Raw genomic sequence first — 23,042 nt, 5'->3', positions numbered from 1 at the left:
GGAGAAAATGGAATTTTATAATAAATTTATAAAATTTCAGAGAAAAAGGAGGTACCAAAAGGTATGAAAAGAAGAGTATTTGCTCTGGCTCTGGCAGGACTCATGACTTTCTCTATGGCTGCGTGCGGAAACAGTGGGGGAAGTTCTTCCGGCGGCAATGCAGCTGCAGGCACAGATGAAGCGGCTGCAGAAGCAGAGGACAAAGCAGTAGCAGGAAGTGAGGATGCAGAAAACAAACTGGTAATATGGACACTGGCGGACGATTTGAAACAGTTTGCTGAGCATTATTGTGAGCAGAATCCAGACACACAGATTGAAACAGTGGTTATTGCTCCGGCGGATTATCTGACAAAAATCCAGTCAGCAATGAGAGGAAAAGCAAAAGAACCGGATATTATTGTTGCAGAACCTCAGATGCTGGATACAATGTATGAGGCTGGCTATCTGGAAGACCTGGACCAGGATCCATATAATGCACAGCAGTATGCGGATAATATGGTAGACTATGTATGGAAAGCAGGACAGGACGCTGACGGCGTACAGAGAGCTATCTCTTATCAGATTACACCGGCTGCAATCTACTACAGAAGAGATATTGCCCAGAAAGTATTCGGTACAGAAGATCCGGAACAGATCGGTCAGTATTTTAAAGATTATAAGACAATTTTACAGACTGGTGAAACACTGAAAAATGCAGGATATAAGATCTTCGCATCTGACGGAGAACTTGGATTTTTTGCTGGCGACTCTGCATGGGTTGTAGATGGAAAACTGAATGTAGACCAGGGAAGAAAAGATTACATGGATCTTTGTATTGACCTGTATCAGAAAGATATGACTGCATATGTAGCAAGCTGGTCAACCACCTGGTATCAGGGAATGAGCGGCCCCATCCCTGTGATTGATTCTTCTACAGACGTTTGGAATGAAGAACAGATGCAGGAAGCTTCTGAAAGCGGACAGACTACAGAAGTATTTGCTTATGGTCTGCCAAGCTGGGGAGTTCTTACTATGAGAGATCATGTAGGTGATCTGTCAGGCAAGTGGGGAGTCTGTGCAGGTCCTGCTTATGGATTCAGCGGAGGTACCTTCCTTGGAATCAACTCTTTAAGTGAAAAGAAAGACCTGGCATGGGATTTCATTCAGTTTGTAACTACAAATGAAGACACACTTGACTGGTGGATCGAGACTTCCCAGGGTGACGTAGTATCCTGGATTCCTACTATTGAGAAACATAAAGAAGATGCAAATGAGATTTACGGCGGACAGAAGCTCTATGAGTTCTTCCTGGAACAGGCAGAGGGAATCGACTATTCCAAAGTGACAAAATATGATAAAGCTATCGGCGATGCATGGTCGGCAGCGATCACCTCTATAAAAACAGGAGAAATGGATAAAGAGACAGCAATCAACAACTTCTATGATACTGTTGAATCTACATATCCTGAAATTGAAGTTGACAGATAAGGCATAAAGAAGTAAAACTGCCGCATTAAACAGAATATGTTTATTGCGGCAGTTGCCTGTAAATGGGGGAAAGGAGAATCATTATGGCATCTCAAAAAGCTGTAAAAAGCAAAAAAAGAGATATAAATAAAATGGGGTATTTATTTGTAGCTCCATTTGTCATTGTCTTTCTGATATTTAATCTGTATCCTGTCCTTCGTACATTATATCTGAGTTTTACAGACTATCAAGGTTTTGGAGACCCGGTTTTCGTAGGACTTCAGAATTACGAAAGGGTACTGACAGATAAATTTTTCTGGAGAGATTTATGGAATACCATAAAGATCTGGGGCGTAAATATCGTGCTTCAGCTTGGCTTGGCATTCCTTCTGACGATTATTTTCAGTGACATTAAGTATAAAGTAAGAGGACTGAGCATTTACCGTGCGCTGTTCTACCTGCCCAACCTGATTGCGGCAACTTCTGTTGCTTTCCTGTTCAAAACATTGCTGGACTGGAAATACGGAACAATCAATCAGATCCTTACAGGAGCAGGAATTATGGGAAGTCCGGTAGACTGGCTGGGTTCCACAGCTACCGCACCTTATGTGATCTCTGTGATCGGCGCCTGGATGTGGTTCGGAAACTCATTCATTATGCTGATGGCAGGTGTGCAGGGGATTTCCAAAGATTATTTCGAAGCCGCTGCAATCGACGGAGCCGGCAGATGGAAAGTTTTTCTTAAGATCACACTGCCGCTTTTGAAACCAATTCTGCTGTATGTAGGTATTACTTCTTTGATCGGAGGTCTCCAGATGTTCGATCTGCCGTTCCTGATGTGCGGAGGTACCATTGGAAATCCTTCAGGAAGTACACAGACAGTGGTTATGTATCTGTATAAATTCGGATTCGAGACAAATCAGGTTGGATTTGCATCCGCTATTGCCTACACCCTGTTCGTCATCATTCTGGTGGTATCTGTTATCCAGTTTAAGGTGATGTACGGAAAAAATAAAAATGAAGGGAGATAAACAAAATGGCATTTAGAATTAAAAAATCAATTTTGTATATTGCTTTGACTGCGCTTGCCGTTCTCTGTCTGTTTCCTTTTCTTTTGATGATGGTAAATGCCACCCGTACAGGAAGCGAGATCGTAACATCCTTTACATTGATACCGGGACAGGCGCTGGCGGAAAACTGGCAGATCGTATCCGGATACTTCAATCTGTTTAAAGGTATGGCAAACAGCTTAATGGTAGCAATTCCTGCTACCCTGCTCAGTGGATATTTTTCTTCTTTGACAGCTTATGCGCTGGTTGTTTATAAATTCAAAGGGAATAAGCTTCTCAGCGTGATCATCGTTGTATTTATGATGATTCCAAGCCAGCTGAGCCTTCTTGGTTTTTATGACTTGGTTACCATGCTGAATCTGGTGGATTCTTATATTCCTTTGATCGTTCCGGCAATTGCAGCTCCCGGTATTGTCTTCTTTTTAAGACAGTACTGCGAGGCTTCTATCCAGCCGGCACTGCTGGAAGCAGCCAGAATGGACGGAGCGGGAGAAATCAAGATTTTCCACAAGATTATCCTGCCGTTAATGTCACCGGGAATTGCAACGATGTCTATCGGTACTTTCATTGGAAACTGGAACAACTATCTGACACCATTGATCTTACTGAACAGTCCGGATAAATTCACACTTCCTGTTATGGTTGCATCACTGAATTCATCTACAGATATTACTGCAAATCAGGGTGCTATCTATCTGGCGGTTGCAATTTCTGTCATACCGATACTGATTGTATTTGCATTCTGTTCAAAATATATCATCAGCAGTATTTCTGCCGGCGGTGTAAAAGAATAGAGAAAGATATAGAGACAAGACCGACGATCCATGTTTTATGGAAAGTCGGTTATTGTCGTATATAAAAGAAAGAGGATATTGGGAGAAAAATATGAAAAAAAGGAAGATTATTCTGATAATTTCCGCAGTGGTAGTTGTGGCTCTTTTATTTTACATAACAGATATGATGCGAAACTGGAATGAACTTTCAGAGAAGGAAGAGACGGCAGCAGAAGAAAAAATGGTTACTCTGGACTGGTATATTAACTTTTCCTGGTTTGCCACAGAATGGGGGGAAAGTCTGGTATCCCAGGAAATCACCAAGAAAACAGGAGTAGATATTAACTTTGTGGTACCCAAGGGGAATGAATCAGAGAAAATCCGTTCTATGATCGAATCAGATACTCTTCCGGATATGATCACAGTAGGATGGTGGGGGCCGGAAGGACAGGAGATGATCTCAAAGGGGCAGGTTTATGCCCTGAATATCCTGGCAGAAAAATATGACAGCGCCTTTTTTTCAGAAGCAAATGAGGACACAGTAGAGTGGTATACAAGAAAAGATGGAAATATTTACGGATATCCCAATTATTCTTATACTTATCAGGACTATACGGAGAACAGCGAGGTACCTTCAAATCAGAATTTTCTCGTGAGAAAAGATATTTATGAGGCAATAGGCAGTCCGGATATGACTACGCCGGAAGGATTTGAAGAAGCAGTGAAAAAGGCTGCGGAGATGTTTCCTGTGGTAGACGGAAAATCACTGATCCCTGTGGGAGCTGATGAATTTACAGACAGAGGTAATAATTCCTTTGACGTATACCTTCAGAACTTTTTAGCTGTTCCATATGAGAAGGATGGAAAATATTACGACAGAAATACAGATCCGGAATATATCAGGTGGCTAAAAGTTTTTCGAAAACTGGGGGAAGAAGGGTATTTGAAGAATGATATTTTTGTGGATAAAAGATCCCAGCTGGAGGAAAAAATCAGAGACGGAAGATATTTTTGTCTTTTATATCAGAGTACCGATATTGAGGACCAGGAAAAGGTAATCTTTAAGGAGGATCCGGAAAGGATCTATATAGCAGTAGACGGCCCGAAAAATTCAAGGGGAGATGATCCGGTACTTCCGGTGAGGGGAATAAACGGCTGGACCGTAACCTATATTTCAAAGAATTGCGAACATCCGGAAAAAGCTCTGGAAATGATGACTTATATGCTTAGCGAAGAGGGACAAAAAACCCTTTATTATGGGGTGGAAGGCGCTATGTATCAGGTCAGGGACGGAGAGATTATAACAAAACCGGAAATTTTGGAACTTTTAAATACAGACAGAAAAAAATATGATGAATTATATGGAGCGGCAGATGCATATTGGATGCTGAAGGACAGTGTGGCGGAAATCCAGTGGAGAGGAAATGAGTTTTCCTGCGTGAACGATATGAAAAAATGGACCTATCCTTATACCGCTTATACAGGCCAGTACGATATGAATTTTGGAGAAGACAGCAGAAGCCTTGCCATCTATAACCAGCTTCTGCAACTGTGGTCCAAATATCTTCCAAAACTTCTGCTGGCCAAGAGTGAAGAAGAATTCGATATTATTCTTGAGAAATACTGTGCAGAGAGAGAAAACAAAGGCTATGAAGAATTTTGCCGGTCTGCAGAACGTGTTTTTCAGTCAAATAAGGAAAGACTTGGAATAGAGGAATGAAAAAGATAAAGAAGTATTTCAGCGAACTTAAATTAAATCGAAAGCTTACAGTTACCATGCTATGCCTGATCGCCGTTCCATTGCTGGTATTTATAATGTCATTTTTTACCTATACAAATAAGACCAGGATTAATGAAATGGTATCTGAAACAAAAGCGAGGATGGTGGAAGACTATGCAGATATTCAGAAAATGATAGAATCTGTAAATATGTCTACACAGGTGATTATGAATGACAGACAGCTTGTGGAGCTTCTGGAAAAATTGAATCGGAATGAAGAAATACCAGCAGAGGATTATGTGGAATTTTCAAAGGAACATATTGCACTTTTAGAAAGCTTTATAAACAGTAATCCCTATTTATATCAGATCCGTGTTTATGCGAATAACAATACATTCCCCGAGATGATGCCTGTGCTCTACCATCAGGACAGGCTGAATGAAGCTTCCTGGAAGAAAAGTCCGGCATCTGGATCCTGGCAGATCGGCTATGAAGATTTTCTGGAAGAGAAACAGGAAAAAAAGCTGATGGCTTTGACCAGTGAGATTACAGATTTCCTGGGAACGAAAGTAGGAATACTGGAAGTTGCAGTGGGCATGGAAGACATGTTTCCCCGTATGTATGAATCCGGAAATGAAAGCTGGGTAGGTTTTGTAGAAAAAGGCGGAGAAATTTATTCTTCTGGAGATAAAGAAAAATCTACATGGGAAAAGAGCAAAGAATCTATTGTAGAGGAAGCAAAAAAGACCGGGACAGAATCATATGTCCATACGAAAATCCAGGGAAAAGAAGTGATGATTTTTTCTCAGCCGGTGAGGGAATTGTCAGGAAATTATATACTGCTTGTGAATATAGACCAGCAGATACAAAGTATTATCTGGCAGCAGGGAAAAATACTGGTGATTATGCTGCTGCTGTTTGTGCTTCTTGTACTGCTTATAGATGAATCGGTAAGTCTTCTTTTAAGAAAATTTTACGATGTGCTGGGAGTGGTACGGAAGATCAGAAAAGGAAATTTGGAAGAACGGATACCGGTGAAGGGAAAAGATGAAATGGGAGAACTGGGAATCCAGATTAATTCTATGCTGGACAGTATAGAGGTGTTAATGCAGGAGAAGCTGGACCGGGAAATGCTGATCAAGAATACAGAAATCAAGGCATTACAGAATCAGATCAATGCCCACTTTATTTATAATGTACTGGAATGTATAAAAATGATGGCGGAGATTGACGAGGAGTTTGAAATTTCTGATGCAGTGACTTCTCTCGGAGAGCTTTTCCGCTATAACATGAAGTGGGTGTCCGGAAATGTTACTATCCAGGAGGAAATCGCTTACATAAAAAATTATATACAGCTTATGAATCTGAGATACGACTTTACCATAATTCTTTCCATAAAGATTCCGGAGGATATTTACGAACAGGAAATTCCCAAAATGTCTCTGCAGCCCATTGTAGAGAACGCAATTTGCCATGGGATCGTAGAAATGGGAGAAGATGCTACAATTTATATTAAAGCACTGCGGAAAGAAGAAGAGTTTGAAATCTCTATTACGGATTCCGGTATAGGAATGGACGAAAAACAGATGGACATCCTTGAAAAAAAGATCCGTGGAGAAATTGAGGCCAGCGGCGGTTCAGGAAACGGAATCGGACTGAAAAATGTGCAGGATCGCATTAAAATCCAGTTCGGAGATAAATACGGGCTGAAAATTCATTCGAAAGAGGGATGCTTTACAAAAGTAAGCGTACTTCTTCCTTATAAAGGTAAGTAGAGAGGAATTTCATATGGATACATTGTTAATTGTAGAAGATGAAAAGATGATCCGCAGAGGGATTGCTGTTATGGCTCAGAGAAGCTCTGTAGAGATTAAAGAAATTATAGAATGCCGCAATGGTGAAGAGGCGATGGAAATCCTGAAAAACCGGAAGATCAATACGGTATTTACAGATATACGCATGCCTAAAATGGATGGAATTGAACTGGTAAAGGAAATGGAGAATCTGGAACACAAACCGGATGTGGTGGTGGTCAGCGGATATGAAGACTTTAACTATGCGGTAGAGATGATGAAACACGGGGTTGCAGATTATATTTTGAAGCCGGTGAAAAGGGATAAGATAGAAGAAATACTGGAAAAGCTGGAAGAAAAGCAGAAATTAAACTGCAGGAACTACCAGATTCAAAAACAGATGTTATACAGCCAGCTCCGTTATTATCTGACAGAGGAGATTCTGGAAAGCGACTGCTGGGAAATTATCAGGCAATGGGAAAAATGCTTCCAAGAGGAGCCGTATCTGGCTTTAGTATTTTCTGAAAGGAGTGCGGAGACCGAGGAGGAAGGCTGTTTCTGCATAGATCATGTCAGAAAACAAAAAGCCCTATTTATTCCTGAAAAGAGCTATGGAGAGTGGGAAAAAAAGACAAAGGCGGAATTTTATGGGATCAGTCTTCCGGCAAGGGGATTTAAAGAGTGCAAAAGAGCTTTTGAACAGGCAGAACATGCAAGAAAGAAAGCCTTTGTAACAGGAAGCCTTTTCTGCTTCTATGAAGAAGAATCTCGTGATGAAAATGGAGATGAGGAAGCAGAGCAGTTTGTACAGCAGTTTTCCGGTTCGGGAAGAAATACAGCGGTAAAAGATTTACTGAACAGGTGTTTCCAGGCAAGACATGGGGAAGAAGACCCGTATAAACTTCTGAATGATATACAGAAGATATTAAAAAAGCTGGCGGTGTTTTACAGAACACTGATTCAGGAAAAAGAGATTCTGGCATATGAAGAACCCCTTTTATGGAATACATTAGAAGAATATGAACCCTGTCTGAAAATGTGGCTGGAACGTCTGGGCGGGTGTATTGATGTGAAATTTTCTTCAGATCAGAATAAGAGAAAAATCCAGGAAGCAGTATCGTATATCCGGGAAAATTATACAAGAGATCTGAATATGGCCATGGTTTCAAATTATGTTTCTATGAACTATTCTCTCTTTTCTATTGAGTTTAAAAACTATACGGGAATGAATTTTGTCAATTACTTAAAAGAAATCCGCATTAAAGCGGCAAAGAGACTTCTGGAAAATACGGAACTTAGGATCCAGGAAGTGGGAAAAATGGTGGGATACGAAAACGATAAGCATTTTATGAAAATTTTCAAAAACATCTGCGGAGTCTCCCCTTCGGAGTACAGGAAAATGAAAACCAGTATGAAGCAGTGAAAAAACGCCGGGTAGTGATAAGACACTTGTCCCGGCGATTGTCACAAATATGGGGCTTATAAAATCTGCTTTAAGTTATATGCTTCATCTACCAGGAGTATATCTGCATATTTTCCAGGAGTAATCGAACCTACTTTGTCATAGATACCGATGCTTTTGGCTGGATTTCTGGTAGCTGCAAAAATAGCTGTGGATTCGGGAATGCCGAATTCCATGGCTTTTTTCATGCAGTCAAACAGGTTTGTGGCAGATCCGGCCAATGTGCCGTCAGAAAGGGCAGCGAACCGGTCTTTCATATAAACAGCCTGTCCCCCCAGCTCGTATGTTCCATCAGGCATTCCGGTAGCCATCATGGAATCGCTGATCAGGCAGATCCTTTCTTCCCCGAACATTTTAAAAGCAGCCCGGATCATGGAAGGATGAATGTGATAACCATCGCAGATCAGTTCTGCCATACAGTTCTCTGTATCCAGAGCGGCGCCTATCACACCCGGATCTCTGTGGGCAAAGGGAGGCATGGCGTTGAAGAGGTGGGTCACATGGGCGGCACCGGCATCCATGGCTGCTTTTGCACAGTTATAATCGGCGGTAGTATGTCCAAGAGAAATCATGACTTCGTCTTTCAGCTCCCGGATAAAATCCATTGCTCCTTCTTCCTTTGGTGAAAGGGTTACCAGTTTTATGATATTTCCGCAGTGTTCATTGCAGAGACGGAAGAAATCCGGATCCGGAGGACAGATATGCTCCGAGGCCTGGGCACCTTTTTTCTTTACATCTACGAAAGGACCTTCCATATTAATTCCTGCAATCCTAGCCATGTCAGAGGATGTTTCCATATCCTTAACAGAGGCGAAGATTTCCAGAAGTTTTTCTTTTGCCAAGGTCATGGAGGTGGGGCAGTAGGAGGTGATTCCGTGCTCCTTTTCATATTTTAGTATCACCTTCAACCCTTCCGGGTCTGCATCACAGAAATCATGTCCAAAAGCGCCGTGGCTGTGAACATCTACTAGCCCTGGAATTGCTTTTAGACCGCTAGCGTCAATTTCTGTCTTATCTGTTACCTCTTCTTCACTGGAAACCAAAAAACCTTTTTCTAAATAGATGTCTTTTTTCTGAAAGGTTCCATCTTCCTGAAACACCATTGCATTTTTGATAATCATAAAATTCTCCTTTTCTGTTCTGGGTCAGCAGTTTTTTTATTGAAAATCTGTAGTCTCTGCTTTTATTATAATTCCACCAGGAGATTATTTCAATGTATGGAAGAAAAGGAGAAAGAACTTTCATGGCTTACAGGAGGACGGAAGTTTTCTCACCACCGGAGAAATGCCTACAGAGGCCATGGAAAAAGGCAGTCCCGGAATTCAAAAAGACCATGGAGCAGAGATTTCAGATTCCATGTGAGGTTGAAAATGATGTGAAATCGGCTATATGCACCTTCCGGGAGAGGAATTCCAGGACCTGGGAGCCGGCAGTATTTTGGTGAAAAAGACAGCAGAGTACAAAAATATCCCTGTGGAGAGCATTAATGGAAAATATGTTTTTGAGAATGCAAAAAAGGGGATAAGGACTGTATCCGTGCCATTGATCAGATGGTAGAGATACTGGGTATGGGAATAGCCAATATTTGCTATGTAATAAACCCGGAAGTAGTTGTGCTGGGAGCATTTTATAACTTTAAATCAAGACAGAAAAATCACTGAGAGAAAGAGCAAAAAGGACAGGAGGCAGAGAGATGGAAGAATACGAAAAAAATATGATTCCCCATATAAAAATGGTATTAAACAGTTGCCAGGAGCTTTTGAATAAAAGCTATTCTCTGATGGACGAAGAACAGATAGACAGAATAGAAAACATTCTTTCATTCCGGAGAGAAACCCTTCATGACTATACCCTGGAGGCTTTGGATGAAAAAGGATGATATTTTCAGGCTGTAAAAGTCCCTGTTAGAATCCGGAAGGAGCGGGGTTTCTAACAGGGACTTTTATGTTAATTATTAATATCATAGGACAATCTATGAGAATGGCTTATGATATAAAAATTTGAAAATTAGTAGTTTTCTACTTTTCTTTCAAAGTAAGCCTTTGGATGAGCGCACACCGGGCAAACCTCTGGAGCTTCATCTGCCATATGTACATATCCGCAGTTTCTGCACTTCCAGCCTAAAGGTGCATCTCCCTTAAAGGTCTTGTCTGCTTTGTAGCTTTCCAGAAGTTTACGATAACGTCTTTCATGAGCAGCTTCTACCTTGGCAACTCCTTCAAATTTAGCAGCCAGCTCTGGGAAACCTTCTTCTCTTGCTTCTCTGGCCATGCGGGCATACATATCTGTCCACTCAAAATTTTCCCCTGTTGCTGCGTCCTCCAGATTGGCTGCTACATCATGGATGCCGTGAAATTCTTTAAACCACATTTTGGCATGTTCTTTTTCCTGATCCGCTGTTTCCAGATAGAGAGCAGCCAGCTGCTCGTAACCGGCTTTCTTAGCTGCGGAAGCATAGAAAGTATATTTGTTTCTTGCTTCGGACTCACCTGCGAAAGCTGCCAATAAGTTCTGTTCTGTTTTTGTTCCTGCGTATTTGCTCATGGTAAAAACCTCCTTAGTCTAAATGTATATTATATAGCTGCATGCAAATTTTTAAATGAATATTGTATGTAGTAAAACCGGTTCATAAATCAATATAATTTTTCATTTATGGACCGGTTTTAAAGTTTCAATTTTAAAGTTTTGGAAATTAGCCGAAGTATCTCTTCAGAAGGCCTGCGAATGCTTTTCCGTGACGAGCCTCGTCTCTTGCCATTTCATGAACTGTATCATGGATAGCATCCAGGTTTGCTGCTTTTGCACGTTTAGCCAGGTCAAATTTACCTGCTGTAGCTCCGTTTTCAGCTTCTACACGCATTTCCAGGTTTTTCTTTGTGCTGTCTGTAACAACTTCACCTAAAAGCTCAGCGAATTTAGCTGCATGTTCAGCTTCTTCGTAAGCAGCTTTTTCCCAGTATAAACCGATTTCCGGATATCCTTCTCTGTGAGCAACTCTTGCCATAGCCAGGTACATACCAACTTCTTTGCACTCGCCTTCGTAGTTAGCTCTTAAGTCTTCCATGATATCTTCGCTTGAGCCCTGAGCAACACCTACAACATGCTCTGCAGCCCAGCTCATTTCTCCAGACTGCTCAGTGAACTTATCTGCAGGCGCTCCGCAAACTGGACATTTTTCAGGAGCAGCGTCGCCTTCGTAAACATAACCACATACATTACATACAAATTTCTTCATAACTTTGTTCTCCTTTTCTTATAGAATTTTTATAAAATCTGGCTTTGCCAGGTTTTTACAGGAATTTAATAATAGTAATGATTACTATTTTGTCTCTATGTCAAATCTAACATACTAGAGAAAAACTGTCAACTACTTTTCTGTAAATTTTTTTCATTTAAGCAGTTTTTACAGATACCGTAAAAAGTTGTGGTGTGGGCAGTGATCTCCCCATCAAAATTTTCAGAGACTTTCTGGGTGATATAGTCCATATCAGCCATTTCAATATCTTTGATACAATGGCAGTGTGTGCAGATAAAGTGGCTGTGAGGTCTGGTATTGCAGTCAAACCTGTCCGGTCCATTACCTGTAGAAATTTTGGCAATCTCTCCCAGCTCTACCAGGAGAGAAAGGTTCCTGTATACAGTTCCCAGACTGATATTCGGGAATTCTTCTTTAATTCCTGCATAGACTGTATCCGCAGTAGGATGTTCGTGACAATTCTGAACAAACTCTCTGATACATTCCCGCTGTCGGCTGTATTTTAATGCTGGCATAGGCTTCTCCCCTTTCTATCGCAGGAAGTCCTGAACGATTAATAATAGTAATTGTTACTGATATTAAGATATCATATCAGATGAAATTAGTCAAGTATTATTTTGAAAAATTTTTACTGTGATATCCAGGGGCAAACCTTGTATTGTCAGAAGGCAGAATCTTTGATATTTTATTAAATATGAAGGCTTTTACGGGAGAATTATCTGGAGTCTTTCGGAGAACATATATGCTGTAATCAGAAAGGAATTGAGATATGACAAGTATTAAAGACGTGGCAAATCTGGCAGGCGTAGGTCTGGGAACTGCTTCCAGGGCTCTGTCGGGAAAAGGATATGTGGCACATGAAACAAAGAAGAGGATAGAGGAGGCAGCAAAAAAGTTGTCTTATAAGCCTAATGTACTTGCACAGAATCTCTTAAAGAACAGTTCTGGTATTATAGGAATCCTTATTCCGACACTGGATCACTGCTTTTTTTCCAGGCTGGTCCAGGAGCTGGAGTCCGCATTATATAAGAAAGGATATAAGACCATGATCTGCTGTACGGTCAGTATGGAGCACGGAGAGCAGGACTATCTGGATATGCTGGAAAATAATCTGGTAGACGGCATTATAACCGCAACTCATTCTTTTAACGACGAAGCTTATTTAAGGAGCAGCCGGGTGATCGTTTCTTTTGACAGAGATTTCGGAGGGCATATCCCTATGGTAAGATCGGACCACAGGGCAGCAGGCAGGATGGCAGCGGAACATTTTATGGAAAAAGGCTGTAAAAAGGTATTAAGTATTTATGGAGAGGATGCCAGAGAGGGACATATAATCGTAGGGCTGGCCCACAGAGAGCTGAAGGATTGTTTGGAGTCTCAGGGAATCCAGGTTTTGGAAGATTATATCAGCCAGGATAAATTTGACATGAGGCATTATTCTGAAAAGGCTGCGGAATGTCTGAAGAAGTATCAGGATATAGACGGCGTATTTGCCTCAGACCCTCTGGCAGAGGCTTTTCTGTGGGAAGGAAAACGCTTTGGAAAGAAGATACCGGAAGAACTGAAGATTATCAGCTATGATGGCACAGAGAGAACCAGAAGCGTTTTTCCGAGAATCAGTTCTGTGGTACAGCAGATTGACAAAATTTCCCTGGAACTTACAGATATTCTGACAAGGAAAATCCAGGGAGAAGAGGAGGTAGAGGATAAGATAACGGAAATCCGGTGGCAGCAGGGGGAAACCTGCTGAAAAAGAAAGACGGGGATTGACAAAGCATAGTGGAATCCTTATATTTAACTTATGGAAAGGTTTCCACAAGAAATCGGCAATTAGCAGAACATGATAAATAAGAATGTATAGAAGGGAGAAAAAAATATGTCAATGGACAGGCTGAAGAGTCTATATTACGGACTCTACGGAGAAAACGGAATCACGAACTTTTTTTATGACCAGCTGGTAAGCATCATGGAAACAGCCAAAGCAAGCAGAAGCCCTCAATTGAAGCGGCAGGATAAAAAGGGAAATTCCTGGTATCTGTCAGAGCAGATGGTGGGAATCATGCTGTATGTGGATAAGTTCAGTGAGGACTTAAAGAAGTTTGAGTCAAAGATTGACTATTTAAGTGACCTGGGTGTAACCTATGTACACTTTATGCCTTTGCTTCAGCCAAGGGAAGGCCAGAATGACGGAGGATATGCGGTAGCTGACTACTTGAACGTGGATAAGCGCCTGGGGACAATGGCGCAGCTGGAAAGAGTTGTAGGAAAGTTAAAGAGAAAAGGGATCCGGACCTGTATTGACTTTGTGCTGAACCATACGGCGAAAGAGCATGAATGGGCTCAGAAGTCCAAGAAAAATGAGCCGGGCTATGAGGATATGTACTATATGTTTGACAATTATGGTATTCCCTCAGAATATGAGAAAACACTGACTGAAATTTTCCCTTCTGTGGCGCCGAAGAACTTTACTTACTACGAAGATATCAATAAATATGTTATGACCAGGTTCTATGAGTTCCAGTGGGACCTGAACTACAAAAATCCCAATGTGTTTAATAAGATTGCTGAGGTCCTGCTTACATTGGCAAATAAGGGTATTGATATTTTCCGCCTGGATGCTATTCCTTATATGTGGAAGGAGCTGGGAACAAATTCTATGAATCTTCCCCAGGTTCATACGCTTTTGAAAATGTACGAGATGATCGTCGAGGAAGTATGCCCTTCTGTTATCTTCCTGGGAGAAGCTATAGTAGAGCCTCATGAAATCGTGAAGTATTTCGGATCTCCTGAGGAAAAGGAATGTCACATTATGTACAACGCTTCTCTTATGGTCCTATTGTGGAACTCTCTGGCTACCAGAGATGTAAGACTTATGGAGAAATCTCTTGCCATTGACTATGGCACTCCTGAAGACGGAGTCTGGATTAATTATGCAAGGTGCCATGATGATATCGGATGGGGATTTGAGACTAATATTATCCGGGATCTGGGAATGGACCCAGAGGCTCACAAGCAGTTTATTATCCAGTTTATGGAAGGAAAATTCCCGGGAAGTTTCTCCAGAGGAGAGCTGTATGAGTTTAATCCTCAGACACTGGATGCCAGAAATAGCGGAACCATGGCTTCTATGTGCGGACTGGAAGAGGCTGTAGTGGAGAAAGACCGGTATAAGCTGGAACTTTCCGTGAAGAGAATTCTTCTTCTGAACAGCATTATTATTTCTTATACAGGTATCCCTCTTCTCTACAGCGGAGATGAAATTGGCCAGCTGAACTGGTGGGAGTATAAAAAAGATTCGGAAATCTCCCATGATTCCAGATGGCTCCACCGTCCGCCTATGGATTGGGATAAGGCTGCAAACCGTCATGACCAGAGTACTGTGGAAGGCATTATCTTCAGCAGAATTAAAGAGATGATAGAAATCAGAAAGAGCCATGAAGTATTTTCTTCCAGACTCCATTCTATACCAGTGGATACCCAGAACAAAGCTGTGTTTGGATTCCACAAAGAGGATAAGATGCTGGTACTGGCAAATTTCAGCGAGAGGGAACAGGTAGTAGACTGTAATACTGTGAACTGGTTTGGACTGCCGGGAGAGCTTCATGACCTGATTCAGGGAAAGACCGTGCGTCTTTGGGAAAATATCGTACTGGGTCCTTATGAATATCTGTGGTTAATATAAGAAGAACGGGACTGTTGTATGAAACGATGCTGGACTTTGTTTCATACAACAGTCCTATCTATTTTTAGAAAAAAAGAAAAAAATACAAAAACTCACCCTTGCTTTTTACGAAAGTCTGCTGTAGTATAATGAATAACCAGATGTAGTATTTAAAACTACATAATAAACTTTATAATACTAAATGAAATTTCGGAATATACTATTAACAGCAACGTCAAGAACAGGAGTGGTGAGTATGAAATTTAAAATCAAGGATCCGGGAAGTGCTATTACCCATTTTATAGGCTGCATTATGGCAATTATAGCAGCAGCGCCTTTGCTTATTAAAGCGGCCAGAGAACCGGGCAGCATCTATATGATCGCAATGAGTATTTTTATCTTGAGCATGATTCTGCTTTATGCAGCCAGCACCATTTATCATACGGTAGATTCTACGGAGAAGGTAAACCGGCGGCTGAGAAAAATGGATCACATGATGATTTTTATACTGATAGCTGGAAGTTATACCCCAGTGTGCCTGATTACCCTGGAAGGAAGGACCGGATATCTTCTCTGTGGAGCCGTATGGGCGGTGGCCTTGATAGGAATTATTGTAAAAGCTTGCTGGATTACCTGCCCTAAGTGGTTTTCTTCCGTAATTTATATCGGAATGGGATGGCTGTGCGTATTTGCATTTGTGCCTATTGTAAAAGCTTTTTCTCCGGCAGGATTCGGATGGCTTCTTGCAGGAGGACTGATTTATACCATAGGCGGCGTCATTTATGCTTTGAAACTGCCTATATTTAACTCCAGGCATAAAAATTTTGGCTCACATGAAATCTTTCATCTTTTTGTCATGGGAGGAAGCATCTGTCACTTTATCGTCATGTATTTCTTTGTGATGCCGGTAGGTGTTTGATAGGCTGGCAATTATTCGTTCATATGTTTCAGGATAGTGAAAATAAAAGAGCTGTCCCGTTAACCAAAATCAGGAATATTCCTGATATATGATTAATGGGACAGCTCCTTTTTGAAAATTACAGTAATTTATTGTTTACGGGAATAGTCTTTCCCTGGTCCTGAAATTCTTTTCGAAAGGCTCTGGGAGTAAAACCAATGTGCTTTTTGAAGTAATTACAGAAAGAAGGAGCGTCCTTAAATCCACAGGACAGAGCGATTTCTGTAATGGTATAATCTGTGGAACAGAGCATTTGTACAGCCATTCGCAGCCGGTGCCAGAGCAGGTACTGTTTAGGCGAGGTTTTTCCATGTTCCATGAATATTTTGTACAGATAAGTCCGGTCTATTCCCACATGTCTTGCTACATCGGAGATACGGATATCATAACTGTAATTGTGCTCTATATATTCTCTGGCTGCTTTGAAATATTCATCAGAAAAATCCCGGCTTTTTTCCGGAGAGGGATTCTGCATAAAGGAAAGTAACATAAGAAGATTTCCCATGGGCTCCAACTGACGGCCATGGGATTCCCGAAAGGAGGCCAGAAGCCGTTCCATACAGGCCAGAAGAGCAGAGATATTGCTGCCGGGATTCTGATAAATAAAGGAATCAGAAAACACAGTCTGTGACAGAATTTCCGGACATGCGCTTCCGTCAAAGCCAACCCAGGCATAGCTCCAGGGATTTTCCTTATCTGCCTGATAGTAAGTAGACTCCATGGGGGGAATGAGAAAGGCATCTCCTTTTTTCAGGGAATAAGTGACACCGCTTTTCTGGAAGATGCCTTTTCCCTCCAGGATTACATGGATAAGATAATGAGGGCGGACGGCAGGACCAAAATAATGTCCGGGCTGACACTCTTCTTTTCCACAGAAATAAACGGTGAGAGAGGCCTGCCTGGAGGTTGATTTTTTTTCCATAAACGAACTCCTTTGGCAATATTGGTGCAGGTATTTAATCGTGCAACAATTTAACAATAAAATTATATAAAAAAAGATAGATTCTATTCTGATAAGATTATATAATAAAAAACGGAGAACAGCAATGAGTCAGCAAAGGAGAACGGACAATGGAACAGAAACTGTTGTTTTTTGACATAGACGGCACGCTGATTACAGAAGGCACCGGAAAGATTCCTGAAAGTACCAGAAAAGCCATAAAAATGGCCAGGGAGGAAGGCCATCTGCTTTTTATAAATACAGGCAGAACAAGAACAAGCCTTCTAGAAAAAATCACCAGCCTTGGTTTTGATGGATATGTATGCGGCTGCGGTACGAACATTTTCCTGGGGAATAAGGAACTGCTTTCAGTGAAGCTGAGCAATGAGTTCTGCACTCAGATAGCAGAGACAGTGCGAAAGTATAAGGTCCCTGTGTTTTATGAGGCTTCCGACGCCATTTATTTTGACCATCAGGTGCCCGACGAAGAGGGCTGGATAAAGAGAGCTCAGGATGCATTTGAACTTCAGGGAAGAGATATTGAAGAAGTGATACAGGGCAGTGAGAAGGTCTTTGATAAGCTTCTGGTAATACTGAAACCAGAAAGAAAAAATCAGGAATTAAAAGAATATCTTTCCAGGTATTTTCTGTGCATAGACAGGGGATACAATATGTATGAGGTGGTGCAGAGAGATTATTCCAAGGCTACAGGAATCCGGTTCCTCTGCCAGCATCTGGGAAAAGGCATAGAAGACTGCTATGTATTCGGGGATAGTGAGAATGACCGCTCCATGCTGGAGGCAGTGCCCAACAGCATTGCTATGGGAAACAGCCAGGAGTCTATTAAGGAATGCTGTTCCTATGTGACGAAAGATATTGAAGAAGATGGTATTTATGAGGCCATGAAACATTTCGGGCTGATCAAAGAATAAAACAGGAGGAGACAAAAATGGCAATAACCTGCAAAGACAATGTATTTACACTGAAAACAAAAAATTCTGCATATCAGATGAAGGCAGACAGAGGATTCTTGTTTCATACATATTATGGTCCCAGCGTAGGGGACACGGATATGTCCTATCTGGGAAGGACTATTGACAGAGGATTTTCCGGAAATCCAGAGGGGATTGACGACAGAGGATTTTCCCTGGATACTCAGCTTCTGGAATATCCGGGCTATGGAACAGGAGACTACAGGGATTACTGCCTCCGTGTAGTTTATCCAGATGGAAGCCAGGTAACCAACCTGAAATATATTGATCATGAAATTCTGGAAGGAAAGTATGCTCTGGAAGGGCTCCCTGCCATGTACCAGGGAGAGGAGAAAGCAGAGACCCTTAAGATTACTCTGAGAGATATTCACAGACATGTGGAAGTTATCCTCTATTACGGAGTTTTTGAAAACCTGGATATTATTACCAGAGCCTGCAAGGTCATCAACAAAGGCAGCGAGAGCGTTCATCTTAGAAGAGCTTATTCTATGTGTCTGGATTTCCATCAGAAAGATATGGACTTTATCCAGTTCTACGGACGTCACGCTATGGAACGTGTAATGGAGAGAAGCCATCTTCACCACGGAGTACAGGGCATTGGAAGCAGAAGAGGATATTCCAGCCATCAGTACAATCCTTTTGTAATCCTGGCAAAACAGGATACTACAGAAGACAGCGGCTGGTGCTGGGGCTCCTGCTTTGTATACAGCGGAAATTTCCAGGCTGAAGCAGAAGTTTCCCAGGCAAATAATACCCGTCTCACCATGGGTATCCATGACACCCAGTTTGATTTTCTTCTGGAAGAGGGAGAGGCTTTCACTGCTCCGGAAGTGCTGCTGTCCTTTTCCTCAGAAGGTCTGGGAAAACTGTCCAGAAATTACCATAAAGCAATCCGCCAGAATATCTGCAGAGGAAAATTCAAGAATGCAAGGAGACCTATTCTGATCAACAATTGGGAGGCAACCTACTTTGGATTTGACACAGATAAGCTTCTGGAGATTGCCAGACAGGCAAAAGAAGTGGGTATTGAGATGCTGGTTATGGACGACGGATGGTTTGGAAAGAGAAACGATGATAACAGCGGACTGGGAGACTGGGTGGTGAACGAAACCAAACTGCCGGGAGGTCTGAAGAGGCTGGTAGACGGCGTAAATGAAATCGGTCTGAAATTTGGAATCTGGTTTGAACCGGAAATGGTATCAGAGGACAGTGATCTTTACAGAGAACATCCGGACTGGGCTTTGAAGGTGCCTGGACATTCCCTTACAAGAGGAAGAAATCAGCTGGTGCTGGACTTCTCCAGAGAAGACGTAAGAGAACATATTTTTAACAGAATGTGTGAAATCCTGGAAAGCGCGAATATTGAATATGTAAAATGGGATGCAAACCGTCACATGACCGATGTATGGTCTGCTGAACTTCCTCCAGAGAGACAGGGAGAGGTATTCCACAGATATATTCTGGGGTTATATGATTTCCTGGAAAAAATCACAAAGAGATTTCCAAATGTGCTCTTTGAAGGCTGCAGCGGCGGCGGCGGAAGATTTGATGCGGGAATGATGTATTATCATCCTCAGATCTGGTGCAGTGATGACACAGATGCCATAGAGAGGCTTCGGATACAGTACGGTACTTCCTTTGCTTATCCGGTATCTACAGTGGGCGCCCATGTGTCTGTATGCCCTAATCACCAGACGGGAAGAAGCGTATCCATGAAGACCAGAGGTGTGGTTGCCATGGCAGGAACCTTTGGTTATGAGCTGGATATTACAGAGATGAGTCAGGAAGAAAAAGAGATTGTTAAGGAGCAGATTGAAGAATTTAAGAAATATTATGATCTGATCCAGAATGGAGACTACTACAGACTGTCTGACGACGGCACAAAGTCTAACTATGTGGCATGGCAGTTTGTATCTCCAGACCAGAAAGAGTCTCTGCTTAACGCAGTGGTCCTTCGGACAAAAGCCAATCCTCCTTTCCAGTTTGTCTATGCAAGAGGGCTGAAACCAGAAGCCATTTATCATGTTGAAGGGACAGAATTAAATTTATCAGGAGCAGCTTTGATGAATGGAGGTTATCTCCTGCCTATAGTGACAGATGACTATGAGGCTGTACAGATTCATCTGGTTGAGTGTGAATAAGCTATGGGAAGACAAAAGAAAAAAGGTATTTCCAGAGAAGGACTCCTTCTGGTGGTGGTAGTTCTTTTCTGGTTTGCCCTGTACCTTCATATTCCCTATCAGACGCCTTTCCTGACTGGAGCAGGTGTGGCTGCAGGATTTACAGGAACCATTGTGGGGGCTTATGGAATTACCCAGCTGATATTCCGGCTTCCTCTGGGAGTTCTGGCGGACTATGCGGGAAGACATAAGATTTTTGTTATTTTGGGAGCCGGTCTTGCCGGTCTTGCCTGTGCTGTGAGAATCCTTGTTCCTACAGGACCGGGATTTCTGGCTGCAAATCTGATTTCCGGATCTGCTGCGTCTATGTGGATTGCCTACATGGTAATGTATTCCAACTACTTTTCCAAAAAGGAGCAGCAGAAAGCTACCAGCAAGGTAATCATGGCCTGTAACCTGGGCATGTGTCTTGCCTTTGTATTTAGCTCCTGCTTCTATGGAAAGATGGGAATGGCATTTCTCTGCGGTGCGGGAGTTATCGCCGGAATTGCCGGAGTTACAGGAGGGATTTTTGTAAAAGAAGACCTGGTTCCTGTAAAGGGGAAAAAGGAGGAACGGCCCGGAATAGGGAGTTATCTCTCCGTATGTGGGAATAAGCGCTTAATCCTGTTTGCCTTTCTGGCCCTGATACAGCAGGGAATCCAGATGGCAACTGCCATGTCCTTTACTACCCAGATTCTGGAGAACCTGGGGGCTTCGGCCCTGTTTATCGGCTGTGCTTCTATTTTCTATATGATAGCAGCAGTTGTTTCCGCCCAGTTTGCTTCTACAGACCTCTGTGAGAAAAAAGGGCCGGCCTTTTATGTGCCTCTGGTATTTTTCCTTACGGCGGTTTACTGTATTCTGGTGCCGGCAGTGGGAAATATTTATGCGATTTTTGTACTCCAGGCATTCCCTGGAATGTCAACAGGTATCCTTCTTTCTTACTTAACGTCAGAATCCATGAAGGAAGTTCCAAGGGAGAAGAATTCTACAGCTATGGGATTTTTCCAGGCAGTCTACGCTGTGGGAATGACTCTTTTTCCCTGGGCGGTAGGCGTGCTGACGGAAAATTTCAATATTGAGACCGGCTATAATTTCCTTGCTTCTGCAGCTTTTATAGGAACCCTGATTTCTATGTGGTATTACAGGAAACAGAGACGATAAATTATCCGAAAAAATGTAAGGCAGTTCTGACAGGTAAAAATAATTCGCACTAAAACCTATTGAAAACACATGGATTCACTGCGAAAATAGAAATATGACAAAAAAACTTTTTCGCAGTGAGGTTGAAATGGGAAGAAAAGAACGAAGAATACAAAAGAAACTTGAAAAAAATCCAATTGGAGAACTGAATAAGATTCAAAACAGATTTTACAGCCAGCTCTTCTGGAAATTTTCCCAGACAAAAGATCCCCGGCATCCCAGCTATATCACATATTCCAATCGGATGATGCTGGGGACCTTATATTATAAGGGGATCGCAGGAATTGACAGTATGCAGGAAATGACGGAACGGTTTAATGATGAGACGATCTCTAAAAACCTGTCTGTGTTCATGGGCGAAAAAGCCGGGGAATATCTCCCCCACCATGTAACAGAGAATGAATACCTGGAAAAACTGGATCCAATGGAATTGGAAGAGATCAAGCAGGATCTGGTATACCACCTGATCCGGAAACGGAGTTTTGAGGATGCAAGGTATAAGAAGAAATGGCTGGTCATCGTAGATGGGACACAGCTTTACTGCGGACAGAGGAAACTGAATGAACACTGTTTGGAACGGTGCAGCAATAAAGGGACGGATAAAGAGATCACGCTGTATCACCGGGATGTGCTGGAGGCAAAGATCTATTTCGGCGAAAAACTGGTAGCCAGCATAGGAAGCGAGTTCATCGAAAACAATGGGGAAGACCGGAAACGACAGGAAAACATGAGTGCAGAAGAGATCAAACAGGATTGTGAAACAAAAGCATTCTTTCGGCTGGCGGAGCGGATCAAGAAAAGATTTCCGCGGCTGCCGATCCTGCTGCTGGCAGACAGTCTGTATGCGTCAAACCCGGTCATGGAACTGTGCAGGGAATATAAGTGGGAGTTTCTGATCCGCTATAAAAAGGGGAGCATACCAAGTATAGCGGAAGAATACGAAAAGATACCGGAAAAAGGAAGAGCAGGGAAAGCAGAATTCGTGAATGATATCGATCATGAGGGAAGGCAGGTGAACGTATTAAGATACCGGGAAGAAGAGGAGGGAAGCGTAAGGGAATTCCAATGGCTGAGCAGTATGAAGATCACGAAAGGGAATGCAGAAAAGATGGCAGAAACAGGGAGAAAACGGTGGAAAATAGAGAATGAGGGATTTAACCGGCAGAAGAACTGGCAGGGGAGCATTACCCATACATGCAGCTGGGATGACCAGGCACAGAAGAACCATTATCTGATGGAACAGATATCAGATTTTATGAAACAGCTGTATGAGCATTATTATCTGAAGAAAAACGGGATTGAAAAGAAGCAAAAAAATATATCTTCTGATTTGTTAGAAAGCCTGGGACAGCAGAAAACAAAAGAAGATATATTTCCAGTTGATGAAGATAGATCGTCATACAACTAAGATAAGTATAGCAAAGGAAGTGATGCCTGCCAAGAGGGAAAATATATAGCAAATATATACAAAAAGTGAAAAAAGGGGGAGGTCTTTCCAATGGAAGTGGATAAAACCAATGGAAAAGCCGGAGAATGTAGATAACCCGTTTTTTTAGAAAACTCTCCATCCTAAAGCAGGCAGATATATTTTTACCTTTCAAAACTG

The 23,042-nt window shown here is 42.1% G+C and carries 20 protein-coding genes and 1 pseudogene; 16 read left to right on the top strand and 5 right to left on the bottom strand.

Annotation, left to right across the window (positions count from 1 at the left end; genetic code table 11):
* Positions 1-63 precede the first annotated feature (63 nt).
* From B5G33_RS18670 to B5G33_RS18645, 6 genes are all read left to right on the top strand, one after another.
* Positions 64-1,467, top strand: a complete 1,404-nt coding sequence (locus B5G33_RS18670) for an ABC transporter substrate-binding protein (RefSeq protein ID WP_087418737.1) — start codon at positions 64-66, stop codon at positions 1,465-1,467.
* Between the two features lie 83 nt (positions 1,468-1,550).
* Complete coding sequence (locus B5G33_RS18665; RefSeq protein ID WP_087418736.1) at positions 1,551-2,477, top strand: carbohydrate ABC transporter permease; 927 nt, start codon at positions 1,551-1,553, stop codon at positions 2,475-2,477.
* A 5-nt stretch (positions 2,478-2,482) separates the two neighbouring features.
* On the top strand, positions 2,483-3,310 hold the full coding sequence (locus tag B5G33_RS18660; protein ID WP_087418735.1) for a carbohydrate ABC transporter permease: 828 nt from the start codon (positions 2,483-2,485) through the stop codon (positions 3,308-3,310).
* A 91-nt stretch (positions 3,311-3,401) separates the two neighbouring features.
* On the top strand, positions 3,402-5,009 hold the full coding sequence (locus B5G33_RS18655) for an extracellular solute-binding protein (RefSeq protein WP_087418734.1): 1,608 nt from the start codon (positions 3,402-3,404) through the stop codon (positions 5,007-5,009).
* On the top strand, positions 5,006-6,784 hold the full coding sequence (locus B5G33_RS18650) for a sensor histidine kinase (protein ID WP_087418733.1): 1,779 nt from the start codon (positions 5,006-5,008) through the stop codon (positions 6,782-6,784). The genes B5G33_RS18655 and B5G33_RS18650 overlap by 4 nt, the downstream gene beginning before the upstream one ends.
* Before the next feature lie 13 nt (positions 6,785-6,797).
* Entirely contained in the window at positions 6,798-8,225 is a 1,428-nt protein-coding gene (locus B5G33_RS18645; RefSeq protein WP_087418732.1) for a response regulator transcription factor, read from the top strand.
* Positions 8,226-8,281: 56 nt separating this feature from the next.
* On the opposite strand, the gene nagA is transcribed toward B5G33_RS18645, so the two are convergent.
* Entirely contained in the window at positions 8,282-9,385 is a 1,104-nt protein-coding gene (nagA, locus tag B5G33_RS18640; protein ID WP_087418731.1) for an N-acetylglucosamine-6-phosphate deacetylase, read from the bottom strand.
* Between the two features lie 96 nt (positions 9,386-9,481).
* Between nagA and B5G33_RS22490 the strand changes: the two genes are divergently transcribed.
* The 3 genes and pseudogenes from B5G33_RS22490 (at position 9,482) to B5G33_RS18630 (ending at position 10,143) form a co-directional block, all read left to right on the top strand.
* On the top strand, positions 9,482-9,643 hold the full coding sequence (locus B5G33_RS22490) for a hypothetical protein (RefSeq protein ID WP_158229656.1): 162 nt from the start codon (positions 9,482-9,484) through the stop codon (positions 9,641-9,643).
* Positions 9,639-9,886, top strand: a pseudogene (locus B5G33_RS22800) (ROK family protein); the annotation flags it as partial. The gene B5G33_RS22490 and the pseudogene B5G33_RS22800, both read left to right, overlap by 5 nt.
* A 71-nt stretch (positions 9,887-9,957) precedes the next feature.
* Positions 9,958-10,143, top strand: coding sequence for a hypothetical protein (locus B5G33_RS18630; RefSeq protein WP_087418730.1), 186 nt, complete (start codon positions 9,958-9,960; stop codon positions 10,141-10,143).
* A gap of 128 nt (positions 10,144-10,271) precedes the next feature.
* On the opposite strand, the gene rbr is transcribed toward B5G33_RS18630, so the two are convergent.
* From rbr to B5G33_RS18615, 3 genes are all read right to left on the bottom strand, one after another.
* The gene (gene rbr, locus B5G33_RS18625) at positions 10,272-10,808 is read right to left on the bottom strand and encodes a rubrerythrin (RefSeq protein ID WP_087418729.1); all 537 of its coding nucleotides are present in this window, start codon (positions 10,806-10,808) and stop codon (positions 10,272-10,274) included.
* Positions 10,809-10,956: 148 nt separating this feature from the next.
* Positions 10,957-11,499, bottom strand: coding sequence for an NADH peroxidase (locus tag B5G33_RS18620; RefSeq protein WP_087274909.1), 543 nt, complete (start codon positions 11,497-11,499; stop codon positions 10,957-10,959).
* A gap of 128 nt (positions 11,500-11,627) precedes the next feature.
* Positions 11,628-12,035: a Fur family transcriptional regulator gene (locus B5G33_RS18615; RefSeq protein ID WP_087418728.1), complete on the bottom strand. Its 408-nt coding sequence runs from the start codon at positions 12,033-12,035 to the stop codon at positions 11,628-11,630.
* 254 nt (positions 12,036-12,289) lie between these two features.
* On the opposite strand from B5G33_RS18615, the gene B5G33_RS18610 reads away from it, so the two are divergent.
* The 3 genes from B5G33_RS18610 to trhA all read left to right on the top strand — a co-directional run bounded on the left by B5G33_RS18610 (position 12,290) and on the right by trhA (position 16,100).
* The gene (locus B5G33_RS18610) at positions 12,290-13,270 is read left to right on the top strand and encodes a LacI family DNA-binding transcriptional regulator (protein ID WP_087418727.1); all 981 of its coding nucleotides are present in this window, start codon (positions 12,290-12,292) and stop codon (positions 13,268-13,270) included.
* A 126-nt stretch (positions 13,271-13,396) separates the two neighbouring features.
* Positions 13,397-15,202: an amylosucrase gene (locus B5G33_RS18605; protein ID WP_087418726.1), complete on the top strand. Its 1,806-nt coding sequence runs from the start codon at positions 13,397-13,399 to the stop codon at positions 15,200-15,202.
* Positions 15,203-15,437: 235 nt separating this feature from the next.
* The gene (gene trhA / locus B5G33_RS18600; protein ID WP_087274905.1) at positions 15,438-16,100 is read left to right on the top strand and encodes a PAQR family membrane homeostasis protein TrhA; all 663 of its coding nucleotides are present in this window, start codon (positions 15,438-15,440) and stop codon (positions 16,098-16,100) included.
* Positions 16,101-16,218: 118 nt separating this feature from the next.
* Here the strand turns inward: trhA and B5G33_RS18595 are convergent, their stop codons facing one another.
* Positions 16,219-17,061, bottom strand: a complete 843-nt coding sequence (locus tag B5G33_RS18595) for an AraC family transcriptional regulator (RefSeq protein ID WP_087418725.1) — start codon at positions 17,059-17,061, stop codon at positions 16,219-16,221.
* 149 nt (positions 17,062-17,210) lie between these two features.
* Here B5G33_RS18595 and B5G33_RS18590 point away from each other — a divergent pair, with 149 nt between their 5' ends.
* The 4 genes from B5G33_RS18590 (at position 17,211) to B5G33_RS18575 (ending at position 22,844) form a co-directional block, all read left to right on the top strand.
* On the top strand, positions 17,211-18,011 hold the full coding sequence (locus B5G33_RS18590; RefSeq protein WP_087418724.1) for an HAD family hydrolase: 801 nt from the start codon (positions 17,211-17,213) through the stop codon (positions 18,009-18,011).
* 17 nt (positions 18,012-18,028) lie between these two features.
* A complete protein-coding gene (locus B5G33_RS18585; RefSeq protein ID WP_087273537.1) occupies positions 18,029-20,212 on the top strand; it encodes an alpha-galactosidase in 2,184 nt (727 codons plus the stop codon).
* Between the two features lie 3 nt (positions 20,213-20,215).
* Positions 20,216-21,397, top strand: a complete 1,182-nt coding sequence (locus B5G33_RS18580) for an MFS transporter (RefSeq protein ID WP_087273535.1) — start codon at positions 20,216-20,218, stop codon at positions 21,395-21,397.
* 94 nt (positions 21,398-21,491) lie between these two features.
* Positions 21,492-22,844, top strand: coding sequence for a transposase (locus B5G33_RS18575; RefSeq protein WP_087418723.1), 1,353 nt, complete (start codon positions 21,492-21,494; stop codon positions 22,842-22,844).
* Positions 22,845-23,042 lie beyond the last annotated feature (198 nt).

Source organism: Blautia sp. An81, from assembly GCF_002161285.1.
Classification (GTDB): Bacteria; Bacillota; Clostridia; order Lachnospirales; family Lachnospiraceae; genus Blautia; species Blautia ornithocaccae.
Note: the sequence above shows the minus strand (reverse complement) of the source record. Positions and strands in the feature narration are given on the sequence as shown.

Excerpts from the sequence above, each read along its gene's own strand:
- B5G33_RS18670 (WP_087418737.1), top strand. The coding sequence starts at position 64 with ATGAAAAGAAGAGTATTTGCTCTGGCTCTGGCAGGACTCATGACTTTC.
- B5G33_RS18665 (WP_087418736.1), top strand. The coding sequence starts at position 1,551 with ATGGCATCTCAAAAAGCTGTAAAAAGCAAAAAAAGAGATATAAATAAA.
- B5G33_RS18660 (WP_087418735.1), top strand. The coding sequence starts at position 2,483 with ATGGCATTTAGAATTAAAAAATCAATTTTGTATATTGCTTTGACTGCG.
- B5G33_RS18655 (WP_087418734.1), top strand. The coding sequence starts at position 3,402 with ATGAAAAAAAGGAAGATTATTCTGATAATTTCCGCAGTGGTAGTTGTG.
- B5G33_RS18650 (WP_087418733.1), top strand. The coding sequence starts at position 5,006 with ATGAAAAAGATAAAGAAGTATTTCAGCGAACTTAAATTAAATCGAAAG.
- B5G33_RS18645 (WP_087418732.1), top strand. The coding sequence starts at position 6,798 with ATGGATACATTGTTAATTGTAGAAGATGAAAAGATGATCCGCAGAGGG.
- nagA (WP_087418731.1), bottom strand. The coding sequence starts at position 9,385 with ATGATTATCAAAAATGCAATGGTGTTTCAGGAAGATGGAACCTTTCAG.
- B5G33_RS22490 (WP_158229656.1), top strand. The coding sequence starts at position 9,482 with ATGGAAGAAAAGGAGAAAGAACTTTCATGGCTTACAGGAGGACGGAAG.
- B5G33_RS18630 (WP_087418730.1), top strand. The coding sequence starts at position 9,958 with ATGGAAGAATACGAAAAAAATATGATTCCCCATATAAAAATGGTATTA.
- rbr (WP_087418729.1), bottom strand. The coding sequence starts at position 10,808 with ATGAGCAAATACGCAGGAACAAAAACAGAACAGAACTTATTGGCAGCT.
- B5G33_RS18620 (WP_087274909.1), bottom strand. The coding sequence starts at position 11,499 with ATGAAGAAATTTGTATGTAATGTATGTGGTTATGTTTACGAAGGCGAC.
- B5G33_RS18615 (WP_087418728.1), bottom strand. The coding sequence starts at position 12,035 with ATGCCAGCATTAAAATACAGCCGACAGCGGGAATGTATCAGAGAGTTT.
- B5G33_RS18610 (WP_087418727.1), top strand. The coding sequence starts at position 12,290 with ATGACAAGTATTAAAGACGTGGCAAATCTGGCAGGCGTAGGTCTGGGA.
- B5G33_RS18605 (WP_087418726.1), top strand. The coding sequence starts at position 13,397 with ATGTCAATGGACAGGCTGAAGAGTCTATATTACGGACTCTACGGAGAA.
- trhA (WP_087274905.1), top strand. The coding sequence starts at position 15,438 with ATGAAATTTAAAATCAAGGATCCGGGAAGTGCTATTACCCATTTTATA.
- B5G33_RS18595 (WP_087418725.1), bottom strand. The coding sequence starts at position 17,061 with ATGGAAAAAAAATCAACCTCCAGGCAGGCCTCTCTCACCGTTTATTTC.
- B5G33_RS18590 (WP_087418724.1), top strand. The coding sequence starts at position 17,211 with ATGGAACAGAAACTGTTGTTTTTTGACATAGACGGCACGCTGATTACA.
- B5G33_RS18585 (WP_087273537.1), top strand. The coding sequence starts at position 18,029 with ATGGCAATAACCTGCAAAGACAATGTATTTACACTGAAAACAAAAAAT.
- B5G33_RS18580 (WP_087273535.1), top strand. The coding sequence starts at position 20,216 with ATGGGAAGACAAAAGAAAAAAGGTATTTCCAGAGAAGGACTCCTTCTG.
- B5G33_RS18575 (WP_087418723.1), top strand. The coding sequence starts at position 21,492 with ATGACAAAAAAACTTTTTCGCAGTGAGGTTGAAATGGGAAGAAAAGAA.